Annotated in this window: 14 protein-coding genes and 1 pseudogene; 7 read left to right on the top strand and 8 right to left on the bottom strand. The window is 55.9% G+C overall.

The window, feature by feature from the left end; translation table 11 throughout:
- The 3 genes and pseudogenes from HA48_RS20265 to HA48_RS20255 form a co-directional block, all read right to left on the bottom strand.
- Positions 1 to 273, bottom strand: a pseudogene (locus tag HA48_RS20265) (hypothetical protein); the annotation flags it as partial.
- A 184-nt stretch (positions 274 to 457) separates the two neighbouring features.
- Positions 458 to 2758 carry a phosphatidylglycerol--membrane-oligosaccharide glycerophosphotransferase gene (gene opgB, locus HA48_RS20260; RefSeq protein ID WP_128602924.1) on the bottom strand — a complete coding sequence of 767 codons (2301 nt, stop codon included), beginning with the start codon at positions 2756 to 2758 and terminating at the stop codon, positions 458 to 460.
- Between the two features lie 208 nt (positions 2759 to 2966).
- Positions 2967 to 3356: a tautomerase family protein gene (locus HA48_RS20255; RefSeq protein ID WP_128602923.1), complete on the bottom strand. Its 390-nt coding sequence runs from the start codon at positions 3354 to 3356 to the stop codon at positions 2967 to 2969.
- A gap of 120 nt (positions 3357 to 3476) precedes the next feature.
- Between HA48_RS20255 and HA48_RS20250 the strand changes: the two genes are divergently transcribed.
- A complete protein-coding gene (locus tag HA48_RS20250) occupies positions 3477 to 4400 on the top strand; it encodes a LysR family transcriptional regulator (protein ID WP_128602922.1) in 924 nt (307 codons plus the stop codon).
- Here HA48_RS20250 and HA48_RS20245 read toward each other — a convergent pair.
- The gene (locus HA48_RS20245) at positions 4374 to 5363 is read right to left on the bottom strand and encodes a glycosyltransferase family 32 protein (RefSeq protein WP_244182912.1); all 990 of its coding nucleotides are present in this window, start codon (positions 5361 to 5363) and stop codon (positions 4374 to 4376) included. The genes HA48_RS20250 and HA48_RS20245 overlap by 27 nt on opposite strands.
- A 444-nt stretch (positions 5364 to 5807) precedes the next feature.
- Here HA48_RS20245 and HA48_RS20240 point away from each other — a divergent pair, with 444 nt between their 5' ends.
- Entirely contained in the window at positions 5808 to 6761 is a 954-nt protein-coding gene (locus HA48_RS20240) for a YncE family protein (RefSeq protein ID WP_128602920.1), read from the top strand.
- A gap of 41 nt (positions 6762 to 6802) precedes the next feature.
- Here HA48_RS20240 and HA48_RS20235 read toward each other — a convergent pair whose 3' ends face one another.
- On the bottom strand, positions 6803 to 7357 hold the full coding sequence (locus HA48_RS20235; RefSeq protein WP_128602919.1) for a histidine phosphatase family protein: 555 nt from the start codon (positions 7355 to 7357) through the stop codon (positions 6803 to 6805).
- 583 nt (positions 7358 to 7940) lie between these two features.
- On the opposite strand from HA48_RS20235, the gene HA48_RS20230 reads away from it, so the two are divergent.
- The 4 genes from HA48_RS20230 to HA48_RS20215 all read left to right on the top strand — a co-directional run bounded on the left by HA48_RS20230 (position 7941) and on the right by HA48_RS20215 (position 12901).
- Positions 7941 to 9335 (top strand): MFS transporter, encoded by a 1395-nt coding sequence (locus HA48_RS20230; RefSeq protein ID WP_128602918.1) that lies wholly within the window; start codon positions 7941 to 7943, stop codon positions 9333 to 9335.
- 73 nt (positions 9336 to 9408) lie between these two features.
- On the top strand, positions 9409 to 10431 hold the full coding sequence (locus tag HA48_RS20225) for a LacI family DNA-binding transcriptional regulator (protein ID WP_128602917.1): 1023 nt from the start codon (positions 9409 to 9411) through the stop codon (positions 10429 to 10431).
- Between the two features lie 12 nt (positions 10432 to 10443).
- Positions 10444 to 11427, top strand: a complete 984-nt coding sequence (locus HA48_RS20220) for a nucleoside hydrolase (RefSeq protein WP_128602916.1) — start codon at positions 10444 to 10446, stop codon at positions 11425 to 11427.
- A gap of 253 nt (positions 11428 to 11680) precedes the next feature.
- The gene (locus HA48_RS20215; protein WP_128602915.1) at positions 11681 to 12901 is read left to right on the top strand and encodes an MFS transporter; all 1221 of its coding nucleotides are present in this window, start codon (positions 11681 to 11683) and stop codon (positions 12899 to 12901) included.
- On the opposite strand, the gene HA48_RS20210 is transcribed toward HA48_RS20215, so the two are convergent.
- The 3 genes from HA48_RS20210 to HA48_RS20200 all read right to left on the bottom strand — a co-directional run bounded on the left by HA48_RS20210 (position 12898) and on the right by HA48_RS20200 (position 15513).
- A complete protein-coding gene (locus HA48_RS20210; protein WP_128602914.1) occupies positions 12898 to 13362 on the bottom strand; it encodes a YbaK/EbsC family protein in 465 nt (154 codons plus the stop codon). The genes HA48_RS20215 and HA48_RS20210 overlap by 4 nt on opposite strands.
- Before the next feature lie 95 nt (positions 13363 to 13457).
- The gene (gene fhuF / locus HA48_RS20205) at positions 13458 to 14252 is read right to left on the bottom strand and encodes a siderophore-iron reductase FhuF (protein WP_128602913.1); all 795 of its coding nucleotides are present in this window, start codon (positions 14250 to 14252) and stop codon (positions 13458 to 13460) included.
- A 166-nt stretch (positions 14253 to 14418) separates the two neighbouring features.
- Positions 14419 to 15513 (bottom strand): GGDEF domain-containing protein, encoded by a 1095-nt coding sequence (locus tag HA48_RS20200; RefSeq protein WP_128602912.1) that lies wholly within the window; start codon positions 15511 to 15513, stop codon positions 14419 to 14421.
- Positions 15514 to 15740: 227 nt separating this feature from the next.
- Here HA48_RS20200 and HA48_RS20195 point away from each other — a divergent pair, with 227 nt between their 5' ends.
- On the top strand, positions 15741 to 16025 hold the full coding sequence (locus HA48_RS20195) for a DUF1435 domain-containing protein (protein WP_128602911.1): 285 nt from the start codon (positions 15741 to 15743) through the stop codon (positions 16023 to 16025).
- The last annotated feature ends 91 nt before the right edge of the window (positions 16026 to 16116 follow it).

Genomic DNA, 16116 nt, shown 5'->3' with positions numbered 1-16116 from the left:
TTTATCGAAGCGTTGATCAATCGCCTGAAGTGTCACTTTGACGTCGCTTTCGAACCGGGTAAAACGCCCGTCCAGTTTATTAAGGACACTATTCGTTCCATTTTGCGTCCGAACCAGGCCCTCCATCGCCTGAGAGAGGTGCCCCTTAGTGAGGGCGTTCTCCTGCTGCATACCCGCAAAGATCTCCACCATGACCTCCGCCTGGTTGTCGGCGACGCCAGCCTGCTGCAGCGCCTTAAATGCGTTATGGGTATTAATCATCGTCAACATCATCCTTGCGCCTCCCGGCCACGTTTCCTGTCGGCGGCCAGACTATCCGGGAAGTTATAGTTTCGCCATGTGATGATGTGGATTTTGCGCGACGTCTCGAAAATTATCAATTCGTACAACAAGTAACCGATTCTGGCCATAAAAAAGGCCTGCACGCTGGCAGGCCCTGGGCTGGTGACCGGTTAACTCAGTTTTCCGGCCGGGGAATTATTTTTATATCCACCATGCCGATCCCCAGTTTACGGGGGTCCTGGCCGGTGATATTGCCAACATTAGAGAGCTGCGGCTCCGGCGGCGCAATGATCAGGTTATGGCTGCCGCCAGGATTGGTGAAATGCAGCGTGGTCGTGGAGAACGTTTCACTCAGGTTGAGATGCTGCTCTTCATCGCCCACCCGGACCGGGATAGGACGATGGGCATTGGGCCCCCAGGCGCGCGCGGTGATCACCATATCAAAACGTGCGGGCAGGGCATCGACGTATTCAATATTCACTTCAGGCGCCAGGTTAGCGTTAGACCAGCGTCCCCAGCTCTCCGGCCGCGATATCCCGCTAAAGCGTTTCACGCTGACTGGCGCGCCAGGCACCGCCAGCAGGAAGCTATCGGCCTGATAACGAATAGCATTATCCTCAATTCGCATCTGCTGTTCGTTCAGCTGATACATTGCGGCGCTCACCGTGGCTTTCGGGAACTGCACCTGACCTTTCCACACCGGTTTATCAATGTGCGTGACCACGGGCTGCCCGCCGGTCTGGCCCATTGAGAGACAAAGGTCGCCAGACAGGGCGAGCGACGGTTGCCACAGGCGGCCCATCTTAAAGCAGCGATCCACCCAAACGAACTTATCGTCAGGCGCAAAATCGGCCAGCTGGAAACGTAACGGCGCGGCGTACTCACCCTCTGGCAGCGGTTCAACCTGCTTATCAGAGAGGCGGAAAAGAATCGGCAGCTTAAACGTCGCGCCGGAGAAGCTAAACGTACTCTTCTGCTGATCGATGGTGAAGGCATCCATGCGGCTGGGGAAATTCCACAGCTGGATAATGTCGGCTTTCCATGCGGCCACCTTTTTCGCCATATCGTCAAACTGGCTGGAGAGCGAAGCAGAGGATAAACCGCTGCGGCCCAGGCCTATCGCAGGGTCGCCGCCCAGCACATCCAGCACGGTGGCGCCGTTATCCAGCGTGCTGCGCTTGCCGTCCAGCACCTCAGCCTGCGGCTGATCGCCACGGATCACCATAAACAGATCGCGGCGCGGCTGTTTAACCAGGTATTGATGCGCGGTGTTGTTCATCGCCAGGTGATCGGAACTCACCACAATCACGGTATTTTTAAACCAGGGCGAGGCTTTAATGCGCTCAATCAGCCGGGCGACATGCTCCTGTGAGCAGGCGACGGCGCTGAACGACTGATTCGGTTTACCGTCATAGCTGTAACTTTTTCGCTGGCAGCTGCGTGAAATAAAGCCGTCAGGATGGTGGGTATCGACCGTCAGGGTAAACAGGGCAAAGCGTTTCTGCTGGCGCGAGAGCTCTTCATACTTCTCAAACACCTCATCCATCACCGTATCATCGTAAAAACCCCAGTTATTACGATAGCCGGGGTCCGCGACGCGGCTCTTTAGCTCCTGCGAGCCATACATATTGGCAGCGTCAAAACCGTGCGATAGCAAAAACGTGTCTTTACCGGCGAAGCGCAGGTCCGCCCCCTGAATAAACCAGTTCTCATAGCCTGAGTTTTTCAGGATATCGCCAAGGCAGACACTCTGCGGATAGAAGCTGGAGAGCGAGGCGGAAGCATTGCCGTCAAACGGCGCAAACAGCGGGATACCACACTGTGAAGCCACCATACCGGCAATGGTGTAATCCGTGCCAGGCAGCTGTTCCGTATTACTGAAATCGATGCTCTGCTCTTTCTGGCGGCTCAGCTCTGGCGCCAGGCCCGGAAAAGCCTGTTGATCAAAGTAGGTGCGCTCCAGACTTTCGCCGTAGATATAGACCAGGTTCAGCCTGGGTGCCGGAATCTCTTTTTTCGGCGTGATGTAGTAGGTCTCAAAGTCGGAGTCCACCAGGCGCGAGTGTGAAGCGATTAGTTCCTTTACCTGCCGGAAAGCCGGCGTGGTCTGTACCGAACCGGCAGCACAGGCGATAGCCAGTAAACTCCAGCCGAGATGATGCGGCCGTTTGTGGCGGCGCAGTACCCACGAAAGCAGGCAGAACAGTAAAAAAAGGCCAATGATTAAGCCAATCGCGGGCACGACATATTTACTGACGCCCGCGCCGGTCAGGCTGTTGGTCAGGGTATAGAGCACCGCATCGTTGATGCCGTCGCCGGTAAAATAGTTGCTGGCAAAAAGCGTGGCGTTGAGCACGATAAACAGCGTGAGCAACAGTAAGATAAGGATAAACCAGAATTTATTTCGCCCGGCTTTAAGAGAGTAGACTGCAATTGCAGCCAGAAAGAGCACTATCGAAAGCAACTCCAACGGCAGATCCTCACAATGAATGAATAACGCAGTCTCTGCGCTGACGGCCCTCTGCGGGGTTTTGCGTCAATCTATCGTGGCTGTCACAGCGCTGCAACACATCCAACCAGATTTGTGCGGTGCATTCCGAATCGTTTAAGCGAGGTTAAGGCGGGCTATGGTTTGGTTTGGCAGCAACGCAGTGGCTGCTGCCAGCAAGGGGGGAAATCAGGGTTTACAGCTTGCCGGTCAGGTATTGCGCTTCACCGTCGGCAAAGCTCCAGTCACCTTTGCTGTTGGTAATAAAACTGATCATCAGGTCATGGCCCTGCACGCCGCACTGCTCGCGGAGTTCTCGTGCCAGCTCGGCCATGAACAGGCTCTTCTGCTCTTCGCTTCTGGGGCTGGTATAAACACGCACCATTACTAAGTTGTCGCTGCGCTCGAAGCCCAGACCGGTATCCTGAAAGACCATTTGATAGCGCTTGTTTTCATGAACAATCTGATAGCGATCGCGGGGCGGAACCTTAAATGCGGTTAATACCGCGCGGTGTGCCGCGTCGAGTAAAGTACGAAGCTCTGCTTCAGAACGGCCCTGAATAACGTCAAATGTCAGCAATGGCATAAATAAACCCTCGTTTTTGCGCATATGGAAAGAGTAGGATGTAACGCTATGCTGCCGCTTGCTGCAGGAAAGAAAAAGCGTGCTGGTTGAAATGATTATTTATTATTTTGAACAATAAAAATGAAAGAGATCAAAACTGACGCCCTCTGGGTGCATCTGCACTGGTTAACGGTGCTGGCAGAACTGGGCAGTTTTACCCGCGCGGCTGAACGATTAGATGTCAGCAAAGCGGCAATGAGCCAGAAGATCAAAGAGCTGGAAAAGATGGCGGGCGTGGCGCTGGTGCAGCGCACAACGCGTAGCGTGCGGCTGACCTCGGCGGGGGAGAAGCTGGTCGATGAGCTGCGCGATCCCTTCGCGCGTATCGCGCAGAGCTTTTTTAGCGTACGCGATGAGGCCGGACCGGTGCGCGGCATGGTGCGCGTCAGCGCGCCGGTTGCCTTTGCGCGCCAACAGCTGGTGCCGATTATTGGCGACTTTTTGCGTGACTATCCCCAGGTGCGATTGCAGCTGGATGTTACCGATCGTCTGGTGTCGCTGGGGAGTGAAGGCTTTGATCTGGCAATTCGCCACAGCCAGAATCTGCCCGAAACGCACGTCGCGCTGCCGCTGTGCGAAACCCATGCGCTGCTGGTGGCATCGCCGGACTATCTGGCGCGTAACGGCACGCCGGAGACGCCACAGGCGCTGCAGCAGCACAACTGCCTCTATTATCCACGCGGGCTGGAGTCACCTCAGTGGCGCTTTCGTCAGGTGAATGGCGACAGTGAAACCGTACAGGTGAAGATCCAGGGCAATTTTGCTACCAACAATAGCGAGTCTATCCGCGATGCCGCGCTGCAGGGCCTGGGCATTGCCATGTTGCCGGATTTCAGCGCCAGCGCCGCGCTTGCCAACGGCACGTTGCAGAAGGTTTTGCCGCAGTGGCAGACGGTCGACGCCTTCGCCGATCGCCTGTGGGTGGTGCGCCCTTATGCCGCGCAGGTGCCACGGGCCGTCACTACGTTTATTCACTGGCTACGCGCGCGCTTTGTTGACGGATGAGCCCAGTGGGGCACGCAGGGCGGCCAGCGGCTGCATCATCACGCCCAGTAAGCTGCTGCGGTTGTAGTGGCCCAGACGCAGATTAAAATCAAGATGCAACTGCTCATTGCCACCCAGCTTGATCACCGGCGGTGGCGTAACCGGACGCTGTTGGAACAGGATCGCATGCGCAAAAGCTTCGCTTTTCCAGTTGTTTAAACGCTGATAGTACCAGGCGTTTGCCTCGCCTTTGCGCAGGTAGAGGTTCACCCGGCGATATTCCCGCATCGCGGCTTGCTGCGCCAGCGAGCCTAACTGCTGCTGCGGTTCGGGCATCTTTTGCATCAGCAGCGCAAAATCGTCGCGTTTCGACAATTCGCTAAAATAGTTGTTTGCACCCAGATGCTTGATGGGCGCGTACTGCTTCTGCCATTCGCGGATAAACGGGTTATTGGGCGCCGCCGCAATAAACCAGTTCTCCATCACCGGCGCCAGATAGTTGAGCGTGGCGTTTTCGCAATAATAACCAATCACATCCATATTGCGCTCGTGGTGTATGCGATGTACCCAGCTGAGATCTTCAAATAATAGCGTGCTGCAATCGATGGCAATGCCGCCGAAGCGTAATAATAACTCCAGCCGGATGACTTCACTTTTTTGCTGCGCGCTTAATTGCGTCGAGCTGAAAACTAAATCGGGCAACACTTCTGTTACCGTTGCACGATTTAACAGATGCACTTTATGGTCAGGATTATCACAACGTATTTTTTGAATATTCAATCGCAATGAAGTTGGCAAATATTCATTGTCCCAATACAGCCACACTATTTTGGGAATATCCGGCAAGGCTTTCTGACCAGAAAGCAATACGATATTGTCCTCTTCGCTGGGATCATATTCGGGCGCGCAGAGCGCACTATGCTGTTTTTTCTGCAAAAATGTCTGGCTGGTAAATGCAATTTTTTTCCAGTGTTGCCAGAGCATACGCGCTGGCCGGAGATATTTTATATTCATGATGCACCTGATTATTGTGATTATGGGGAGCAAAGATTCCCTGATGCTGGCGGCTTGAGCGCGCTTCTGTTTCCTCACGGCTGTGTGTAAAAAGTACTACCCCTGCTTAATAAAACATTCCTGCCAGCAAGGCTATATCTTTTTTCCGCTTTCAGATAAAGCGGAAAAAACGAGATCCGGCGTAAATAAAATTACGCTGAAATAAATGGGTTAATTGCGGAAGAGATCATTATTGCGCATGAAGGCTCTTCCTGATGAAGGGGCTTTGCGCGACGCTGGCGGTCACCTTGATTAACGTTACGTGCTTTTATACCGATGACGCAGGCTGTACTTTGCTCTGGCCTGACGGCAAATTTCTCGCCGATGATGCAGGTTAGCTACGCTTAGACAAGGTGAATCACAAAAGGAGACACTATGCAGTCACACAAGCGTGGATTACTGGCTGTGGATAAGCAGGGCAATCGCGTCCTGTTTCTCAATCCCGACAGCTTCGCCGTTGAGCAGGAGCTGAACGCATTTCCGCCGCGCCCTCATGAGCTGCTGATGCTTCCGGCACTGGAGAAGGCCTACGTCCCGATTTACGGCGATGGCATTCATGGCGATAACCCGCACCCCGGGCATAAAGTGGCGGTGATCGATCTACGACAGCGCCGGATTAGCGGCTTTATCAACCTGTCGCCGCTGCAGTCGCCGCACAGCGGGCAGTTAGGACGCGATGGCAAAGTGTATCTCTGTTGCGAAAACAGTGCGGCGGTAGCGGTTATCGATCCGCTGACCGATACGCTGGAGAAGACGATTCAGTTGCCTTCGCATAACGCGCACCGGCTGACGCTCTCGCCCAGCGGCCGCAAGCTGTTCACCGAGAATGAAGAGGATGCCAGCATCACCGTGGTGGATCTGTGCGAGGCCGAAGGGCGCATTATCGATAACATTCTACTGCCGGGGCCGATTGCCGGTATCGCGGCTTCGCCGAAGCACCCCTATCTGGTCGCCAGCGCGGCCGATGCGCCGCTCCTCTATGTGGTCGATCGCCAGAGTCATCGCGTCCGGCAGCGCGTTATGCTGACAGGCCATCAGCAGCCGTGCCAGGTGGTGCGCTTTAGCGCCAACGGCGAACGGCTGGTGGCAATTGGCGATGGGGAGCCGCTGGTCACGATCTTTGATGATTTGATGAACCCGCTGGGTGATATCCCGGTGGGCAACAAGCCGATGGACGGCTGCTTCAGCGACGACAATCTCACTCTGCTGATTGCCAATGAAGGGGACGGTTCGCTGAGCGTGATCGATCTACAGCAGATGCGTGCCATCGCCACGCCGCAGGCGGGCACCGGCTGTGAAGTGCTGAGTTATTTCCAGCTGAACCCCTGAGCAGTGAGCGCAATCAGGGTGCGCAGCGACGGCGTATAACATCAGATAAACGGCCGGTGATAGATGGCGCTGCTCCAGTGGCGGCTGCTGGCGTGTTTTTCCGCCTGCCAGCCGCGCTTGCGCAGCTCGCGCGCAATCAGTTTGTTCATGATGCCATGCCCTACCAGCAGCACCGTGCCGTGCTGCGATAGCGCTACCAGTTTATCGGCCGCCTGACGGGCGCGGGCGCGCGCATGCTGCACGGACTCAACATGTCCGGCATAACCGCACAGCCATAACAGACGCAGCAGCGCCAGCCATACCGTCAGCGGCAGATGCAGACGGTCAAAGGGCAGGGTAGGAATCGCCACCTCGCTAAACACCGCATCCACCTCCTGCGCCTGCAGACCAAGCCGCAGCAGCGACGAACGTGCGCGCGGCAGCGGGCTGGTAGCAATAACAGTGGCCATACGGGCAATGGCCAGACTGCGCGGCGGCGGCAAATCACAGACATCTGCCTGATCGTAGCCTTCACACCAGTCCGCCAGTGCCCGTGCGCTAACGCGTCCGGTTACCGGATGATCCGGCTTGCCGTGCCGCATAAGAATAATGGTCATAACGCTCCTGAGTTATTTCGTTCCAGTGTAATGCAGTTGCCTGCCAGCCCGCGCTAAAGGGGATCGGTTTTAAGATTAATACGCTATTGTCATAAAAACTTAACTGAAGTGTGGGAAAAACAGCGCGATGAAAGAGCTGCACTCTTTTGGGTCAATGATAAGTAATAATCGTTAATTACACGGGGTTCAATATTTTTTAGGTCCCCGACTAAGCTGTAATACCCTGAATTAACGAATATTTTGTCTTTTACATTTGAGTTATAGTACAGCGATGCTAATTATTTCGCCGCGATCGCTTGATTTATCTACGCGCGTAGATACACTATGTGCACAGTGATAACTCACGGTGTCAGAGACGACGTTGGCCTTGAGATGACCCAGTTACATTTGCTCTGCTAATGCGACCGATGAAAAACATCGGCGAAATCAGGCAAATATGTGAATTCCAACACCAGGGAATTCTTTACTGATCTTTCATCATGATTGGCCTACTGAACGTCATCACCGGGGAGTTCCGCTTGTTGCAAGGGAACCGACCCACGGAAGGGCGTTTGCTGTTTTCATCTCGTTCAGGGAAAGGGTTATGACGGTACATCACTCCGTTTCGCAACAACGTGCACTCTCCTCTACGTCAGCCGCCGACGCGCGACTGGCTACCTCATCCGGCCGCAAAGAGTTCTGGCGCGCCACCTTCTCCTGCTGGCTCGGTACCGCCATGGAGTACGCGGATTTTGCGCTCTATGGATTAGCCGCCGGCATTATCTTTGGCGATGTGTTCTTCCCCGAAGCCACGCCCGCCATGGCGCTGCTCTCCAGCTTTGCTACCTGGTCTGTGGGCTTTATCGCCCGCCCTATCGGCGCGCTGCTGTTCGGCTGGATTGGCGATCGTAAAGGTCGCAAGGTGGTGATGATCTCCACCATTATTCTGATGGGCGCCTCCACCACCTTAATCGGTTTCATTCCCGCCTATGCCACCATTGGCGTCTGGGCGCCGGCGTGTCTGGTGCTGCTGCGTTTCACGCAGGGGTTAGGTGCGGGCGCGGAGCTCTCCGGCGGTACGGTAATGCTGGGTGAGTATGCGCCGGTTGAGCGGCGTGGCCTGGTCTCTTCAGTCATTGCGCTCGGTTCCAACAGCGGCACGCTGATCGCCTCTCTGGTGTGGCTGGCGGTGATTCAGATGGATAAAGAGACGCTGCTCGACTGGGGCTGGCGTATTCCGTTCCTCAGCAGTGCGCTGATTGCGCTGGTGGCGCTGTGGATTCGTCGCCATCTGCGTGAAACACCGGTATTTGAGCGTCAGCAGGCTGAACTGCAGGCCGAGCGTGATGCCACGCTGGCGCAAACCGGCGAGCACGTCGATAGCCGCAGTTTCTGGCAGCGCAGCCGCGCTTTCTGGACCATGGTGGGCTTGCGTATCGGGGAGAACGGCCCGTCCTACCTGGCGCAGGGGTTTATCGTCGGCTACGTAGCAAAAGTCCTGATGCTGGATAAGTCGGTACCCACTACCGCCGTGTTTATCGCTTCGCTGCTGGGGTTCCTGATTATTCCGTTCGCGGGCTGGCTCTCAGACCGTTTTGGTCGTCGTATCACCTATCGCGGATTCTGTTTATTACTGATGATTTACGCCTGGCCGGCCTTCAGCCTGATGGATAGCCACGATCCGGCAATCATCATTCCCGTCATTGTTGTCGGGATGGCGCTGGCCTCGCTGGGTATCTTCGGCGTACAGGCCGCGTGGGGCGTAGAGATGTTTGGTGTTAAACATCGTTACACCAAGATGGCGGTGGCAAAAGAGCTGGGGTCTATCCTTTCAGGAGGCACCGCACCGCTAGTGGCAGCCGCACTGCTGTCGTTCACCGGCCACTGGTGGCCGATTGCGGTGTACTTCTCCGCGATGGCGACCATCGGTTTTCTCACCACCTTTGTGGCGCCGGAGACGCGCGGACGCGATCTCAATCTGCCGGAAGATGCCATCTGACGGGCAGCATTGGATCATCGGATCGTTAACGCTGGCCGGATCTTCCGGCCAGCGGCATTAAAAAGAGGCAACATTGGCGAAATCCCCAACCGGAAATGTGACACGCAGTGATGTAGCCAAAGCCGCCGGTACGTCGGTGGCGGTCGTGAGTTATGTCATCAATAACGGTCCACGCCCGGTGGCGGAAGCCACGCGCCTGCGCGTGCTGGCAGCGATTGAGCAGACCGGTTATCGCCCGAACGCGGTGGCACGCGCGCTGGCGTCTGGCAGCACCAAAACCTTCGGGCTGGTGGTGCCCAATATTGCTAACCCTTTTGTCGCCTCCATGGCGCACGTACTGCTGCAGGAGTCGCTGAACCACGGCCACGTCATGCTGCTGGGCGATGCCGGCGACGATCGCCAGCGCGAGCTGGAGTTGATTCAGGGCCTGCTTAACCGACAGGTCGATGGCCTGTTCTATACCAGCGTCGATCGCCACCCCTACATCGATATGATCCAGGCCAGCGGTACACCGCTGGTGATGCTGGACCGTATCGAGCCGCGTCCTGGTGTCAGCATGCTGTGTGTGAATGAGCGCGAGGCTGCGCGTCAGGTTACGGCCCATCTGCTCAGCCACGGTTATCAGCAGGCAGGGATGATCAGCGGCCCGCTGGAGATGCTGAATGCTCAGGATCGCATCCAGGGCTGGCGCGATGCCATGGCAGAACACGGGCTGCCGGTTGATGAGGCGCTTATCTTCCCGGCGAACTACTCGCGGCAGGGCGGTTATGACGCGACAAAACGGATGATCGCCGCTCACCGCGTACCGCGCGCGCTGTTTACCAGTAATGAAGGGCAGGCCATTGGCTGCATCCGTGCACTCTCCGAACAGGGGTTACGTGTCCCGCAGGATGTGGCGCTGGTCTGTTTTAACGGCACCGAACAGTCGGCCTTTCATGTCCCGACCCTGACCACCGTTCGCCAGCCGCTACGTGAAATGGCGCGCAGTGCTATTACCATGCTGAAAAACTGGGATGGCAACGCGAAGCTGGCTGAATTTCCTCACCATCTTGAGATTGGTGAATCCTGTGGCTGCCAACAGCCTCACCAGAAATAAACTTATAAATATATGAAAAGACTTATTATTGATTGTGATCCGGGAAATGGTATTGCAGGCGCGAACACGGATGACGGTTTGGCCCTGGCGTTAGCGCTGGCGTCAAAATCGCTCTCCGTTGAGCTTATCACCACCGTCAGCGGCAATACGCCAGCCGCCGTGGGCGCGCAGGTGGCAAAAGATTTACTGCAGCGGCTTGGCCTGAACATTCCGGTGGTGCAGGGCGCGCTGCAGGCGCTGCGTGAAGACCCGGCGCCCTGGCGTGCCCGTCTGGATCATCTGCCTGATGAGACGCTGTCAGCGCTGTGGCGCGGCGTGCGTCAGCCGCAGCTGCTGGCAGCCGATGGCAATGATGCCGCGGGCGTGATGGGGCAGCTGATCTGCGATAATCCCGGTGAGTTCACGCTGGTTGCGATTGGCCCGCTGACCAATGTCGCGCTGGCGCTGCAGCGCTATCCTGCGATGGCGGAGTCGGTGGCAGAAATAGTGATTATGGGCGGCGTGTTTGCGCTGGATGATTACATCAAGGACACCAATTTTGGTCTCGATCCTGAAGCGGCGCACCAGGTGCTGCACAGCGGTGCGACGATCACGCTGGTACCGATGGATGCAACCACCCAGACGCTGATGACCCAGCAGGATTTAACGCGCCTGACAGAGTGCGATCATCCCCTGCCGCAGTTTGTGCGCGAGACGTTGCGGCCGTGGATCGACTACTCGATTCGCACCCGTCATCTGCCGGGTTGCTGGATCCACGACGCGCTGGTGGTCGCCTGGCTGCTGAATCAGCGCGTGGCAGACGGGGTAGATTACTATGTCGATATTGAGCTGCGGCCCGGCGCCACCCGCGGGAAGAGCTGGCGCTATCGTACGCCGCTGCGGCTGGATGTGGGCGTACCGCCCCATAGCGGCGCGCTGGTGCATGTGATGCAAAACGTGAATAACCCACTGCTGCTTGAGGTGATCGGGCAGGCGTTTAGCGGCCTGCAGCGCTAAACATCAGCTGCGCAATGGATCCTTCCTCCGCCCATGGGGGAAGGCTGGCATAGCGGGCAACGCATACACTTTTTCTCCCCGACATCCCTCCTTACATCGCGAATCACTCGCTGACAATTCCGTGCCGCGCTCCGCCTTTCTGACATGCTATATACAAATGGTTAACAAAATAATAACCGGCGCAACCATTCGCTGGATAACGTTCCCCTAAAGTCCGGCAGCCAGCCGGGCAGTACTTTGACAGGATAACCCTATGTTTAACTGGACTGCGACCCAGCGCAACGTGGCTTTCGCCAGTTTCGCCAGCTGGACGCTGGATGCGTTCGACTTCTTTATTCTGGTGTTTGTACTCAGCGATCTGGCGCACTACTTCCACACCAGCGTCTCTGATGTCTCCATCGCCATTATGCTCACGCTGGCCGTGCGGCCAATCGGGGCGCTGATCTTTGGCCGGCTGGCGGAAAAATATGGCCGCCGGCCGATCCTGATGCTCAACATTGTTATGTTCTCGCTGTTTGAACTGCTCTCCGCGTGGTCGCCAAACTTCGCGGCTTTCCTTACGTTTCGCGTGATATATGGCGTGGCAATGGGCGGCATCTGGGGCGTGGCCTCCTCACTGGCGATGGAGACCATTCCGGATCGCTCGCGCGGTTTAATGTCCGGAATTTTCCAGGCCGGCTATCCCTGCGGCTATCTGCTGGCTTCCGTAGTGTTCGGCCTGTTATTTGAGACGGTAGGCTGGCGCGGCATGTTCCTGATCGGTGCGTTGCCGATTCTGCTGCTGCCGTTTATCTACTTTAAGGTGCCGGAGTCACCGGTATGGCTGGCAGCACGCGAGCGCAGGGAGAGTAACGCGCTGTTGCCCATCATTCGGCAGCACTGGAAAATTTGCATCTACATGGTACTGCTAATGGCCTGCTTTAACTTCTTCAGCCACGGCACGCAGGATCTCTATCCCACCTTCCTGAAAGTGCAGCATCAGTTTGATCCACACACCGTGAGCATTATCGCCATCAGCTACAACATTGCCGCGATGCTGGGGGGTATCACATTTGGTGCGCTCTCGGAACGTATCGGGCGCAAGAGGGCCATTATTCTCGCGGCATTTCTCGCGCTGCCGGTGCTGCCGCTGTGGGCATTTTCCAGCGGATCCTGGGCGATTGGCATCGGCGCGTTTCTGATGCAATTCATGGTGCAGGGCGCGTGGGGGGTGGTACCAACCTATCTTACTGAACTGGTACCGGCCAATGCCCGTGCGGTGCTGCCGGGCTTTGTCTATCAGTTGGGTAACCTGATCGCCTCGGTCAACGCCACGCTGCAGTCACGCATTGCCGAGGCGCACGGCGGCAATTATGGCCTGGGTATGGCGATCGTTGCCGGTACGGTAGCCGTGCTGATCTGCGTGTTTGTTGCCTTTGGGCGGGAGACGCGCGGCATTAAAATTTCGGGTGCTGCCGCGCACGAAACACGTTAACGCGTTTCGCAGACATCGATCCATTTTGCCGCAGTGAGATCGGCCATGCGCTGCGGTGAAATGCGTACCGCGCTGTGAATGGAACCGGCAGCCGGTAGCACTTCACTAAAGTGACGCAGAGAGACATCACAGTAGACGGTCAACGGATTTTCCAGCCCGAACGGGCATACGCCGCCGACCGGATGGCCGGTCCAGCTCACCACTTCATCCACGCTCAGCATGCGCGCTTTGGCGCCCAGTGCGGCTTTCAGTTTGCGGTTATCAAGACGGGCATCGCCGCGTGTCACAATCAGCACAACGCTCTCTTTCACTTTTAGCGACAGGGTCTTGGCGATTTGTCCAGGCGCGACGCCATGTACGCGTGCGGCCAGCTCAACGGTGGCGGTGCTCTCCGGCATCTCGATGATCTCGATATCCGGGGCATGTTCGGCAAAGAAGTGCCGTACCGACTCCAGGCTCATGGTGTTCTCCGGTAAAAACAGAGCCTAAACGCTGCCATAAGGCAGGAGAGCTGTAAACGGGAGAAAAGGAGAATCTGTAACAGAATGCGCGGAGGTTATACCGCTTTTAACGTGCAGTTACTGCAGCGTTCCACGTCAGGAATACGATAGCGCTGGCAACAGCTGCGACGCTCCATCTCGCCGTTACGCGGGATCATGGTGCGATAGAGCGGATTGTCACTGCCATCCAGCAGCGATTTACTGAAAAACAGCGCCTGTTCCAGCTGCAGTATGGTGTTTTCCGGCAGCAGGTTTTTGAGCTCCCCGAGGAACCAGTAGAACGAGAAACCCATGTTGTTCCAGATGAGTTTCGCGTTGATATCGCCGTGCTGCGCCATGCCGTCCACTGCCGGCATCAGGCACTGCTGAATCAGACGATCGATGCGCTGCAGCGGGCTAAGGTAGCGGGCATCCTCATCCTCATGCACATCCAGCCAGAAGGCACACGGGTGCCCGTTTTCATGGAACTGAACGTGAATGTGCTGCGGCGAGCAATCCAGCGCGCGTGGCTCCTGAAGTAACGCCAGCATTAGCGGCGGCAGTAACAGCCCGAAGTACCACTGCGCCCACAGGGATTGCAGCGGTTTGGCCTCCTGCTGCACGCCGGGATGATCGCGGTAGAGGTAGTCGCTATAGCGCTGTGTCAGCCGATGGTAGTGGGATGGCGTTGACCATTCAGCCAGCGTAAGCGTACCCGGTGGTGCCGGCTGGCCCAGTTTCACGCTCTCCAGCAGGTAGCTACGCTGCTCACGCACCAGATCTTCCAGCGCGCTCGCTAAGCTGCGATCGCTCTGCATAAAGATCAGCGGCTGCTCGCTGAAGCGATGATCCTGACGCGTGATAGTGGGCATGCGAGTCCTGACGAGAACGGGAAACGAAAAACAAATGATAATCGTTCCCGGTTCAGTGAACAAGATGTCAGCAGCATTCATGTATTGCTGGTGCACTAAGGTGTTGTTTTAACGGCAGACGAAAAGGGCTGGCCGGCACCATAAACGCCGCCGGCCAGCCTTTGTACTACACCAGTTCGCTGCTTGCCGGCGCCATGCGCGGCAGATCTTCCCACGCCAGGATGGTATTCCGCCCCTGATTTTTGGCCACGTACAGCGCGCGGTCAGCATTTGAAACCGCCTGATCAAAATCATCATCAAAGATAGGCGCAATACCGGCGCTGATGGTGACATGGGTGGAGACCTGAGTATTGAAGCGGTGCGGAATGTTGAGATCGACCACATACTGCCGGATGCGCTCGGCCAGCTTCATGGCAATAGAGGCATTAACATTGGTCATCAGCACCAGGAACTCTTCACCGCCATAACGGGTGACCACATCGCGTGAGCGCACCGCATCGCGAATCGCTACCGAGACGCGCGCCAGCGCCTGATCGCCCATCGCATGGCCGTAGTTGTCGTTGTAAGCTTTGAAGTTATCGATATCCAGCAGCAGCACAAAATGGCTGCCGGCGTGGTTCTCCAGAATGCTATCGAGCCGGTTCTTCAGCCCGCGCCGGTTATACAAACCGGTAAGCGGATCCAGCATGCTCAAATCGCTAAAACTCTCTTTCTCCTCATACAGCTGACGCACCAGCCGGCGGGTGAAATTATCGAAGCGCCGGCGCATCAGATGATGCAGCGAGAAGCCGATCAGCGGCAGGGTGATGGTAAAAAGAATCGTCATTAAGTGTTTACCATCATCCAGTAACAGTACAGTTAATACCGGCGGCGTGATGTGTAAACAAAATGCGATCAAATAATCACTGAGTGCAATTGCGCTGATAAAGAATACGCATAACAGGCTGATTATTAAAAAGCTGCCATCAAAATAAAATACTAAGTGATAGCGATGATTGATATGCCAGGCCCAAAGCGCGCCTAATAGCAGCGCCACAGGATTTAATAGCGGCAGTTTCTGTTTCGGCGTCATTAAACACAGCGCGAGCAGCGCCACGCTAATGCCCGCCACCAGCAGCACCGGCGCCGATCGGATGGAGGGGTCACTGCCGGAAACCGGGAGCAGACAAAAAAGTGAGACAGCGACATTCAAAAACAAAAAGAGCATCAGCGAAAGCCGATACTTGCTGTGTTTCAATGCATCATAAGATTGTAATTTCATTATTATTAACTCGTGACAGCCCTGAAATATCAAAGCGCTACCCGCGGAATATAATCCCTGAGCCGGATAGTGAGTAAAATTTTACTGTGTTATCGAAATAGTTATCGGCCGCAATCTAGCATTTTCCAGTAATTATGTCATCCGATGAGTCAGAGGAAAAAAATCGCTGCATAATGAGAAATGTTATCATATGATAATGGGAATATTTATCATTTGAGGGTTGCGCGATGATCATGGCGATGATAGCCGCCTGCGGCTTATGGGGTGTGAGCTGGGTGATGGGGAAGCGTCTTGATAGTGGCTGGGGCGTCTTATTGCCCTGCGCAGCGCTGCCGGTGTTTGCGCTTTGGGAGCCCAGCTTTAGTCAGTGGCGCGTGGTGATGATCGTGGCGTTGCTGCTTACCGTTGTCATGCTGTTTCACCGGCGTCTGCGTCACTATCTGCTGTTACCGTCGTGCCTGGCGCTGGCAGGTGGTTTAGCCGCCGTCTCCGTGAACTTTCATCTGATTTGAGAAAAGCAGAAACAACAACATCACGCAGAGGCGTGATTACTGTTTTTAAAATCTCAGGGAGTTAACTGCCAGAAGGGAGTGACAACGTTGG

Origin of the sequence: Pantoea wallisii (assembly GCF_002095485.1) — a bacterium.
GTDB lineage: Bacteria > Pseudomonadota > Gammaproteobacteria > Enterobacterales > Enterobacteriaceae > Pantoea > Pantoea wallisii.
This window is presented reverse-complemented; position numbering and strand designations above follow the sequence as displayed.

What these genes read in the sequence shown, in the direction of transcription:
- HA48_RS20220 (WP_128602916.1), top strand. Translation starts at nt 10,444, where the DNA reads ATGAAAAGACTTATTATTGATTGTGATCCGGGAAATGGTATTGCAGGC.
- HA48_RS20235 (WP_128602919.1), bottom strand. Translation starts at nt 7,357, where the DNA reads ATGACCATTATTCTTATGCGGCACGGCAAGCCGGATCATCCGGTAACC.
- HA48_RS20215 (WP_128602915.1), top strand. Translation starts at nt 11,681, where the DNA reads ATGTTTAACTGGACTGCGACCCAGCGCAACGTGGCTTTCGCCAGTTTC.
- HA48_RS20245 (WP_244182912.1), bottom strand. Translation starts at nt 5,363, where the DNA reads ATGCTCTGGCAACACTGGAAAAAAATTGCATTTACCAGCCAGACATTT.
- HA48_RS20200 (WP_128602912.1), bottom strand. Translation starts at nt 15,513, where the DNA reads ATGAAATTACAATCTTATGATGCATTGAAACACAGCAAGTATCGGCTT.
- HA48_RS20250 (WP_128602922.1), top strand. Translation starts at nt 3,477, where the DNA reads ATGAAAGAGATCAAAACTGACGCCCTCTGGGTGCATCTGCACTGGTTA.
- HA48_RS20210 (WP_128602914.1), bottom strand. Translation starts at nt 13,362, where the DNA reads ATGAGCCTGGAGTCGGTACGGCACTTCTTTGCCGAACATGCCCCGGAT.
- fhuF (WP_128602913.1), bottom strand. Translation starts at nt 14,252, where the DNA reads ATGCCCACTATCACGCGTCAGGATCATCGCTTCAGCGAGCAGCCGCTG.
- HA48_RS20240 (WP_128602920.1), top strand. Translation starts at nt 5,808, where the DNA reads ATGCAGTCACACAAGCGTGGATTACTGGCTGTGGATAAGCAGGGCAAT.
- HA48_RS20255 (WP_128602923.1), bottom strand. Translation starts at nt 3,356, where the DNA reads ATGCCATTGCTGACATTTGACGTTATTCAGGGCCGTTCTGAAGCAGAG.
- HA48_RS20195 (WP_128602911.1), top strand. Translation starts at nt 15,741, where the DNA reads ATGATCATGGCGATGATAGCCGCCTGCGGCTTATGGGGTGTGAGCTGG.
- HA48_RS20230 (WP_128602918.1), top strand. Translation starts at nt 7,941, where the DNA reads ATGACGGTACATCACTCCGTTTCGCAACAACGTGCACTCTCCTCTACG.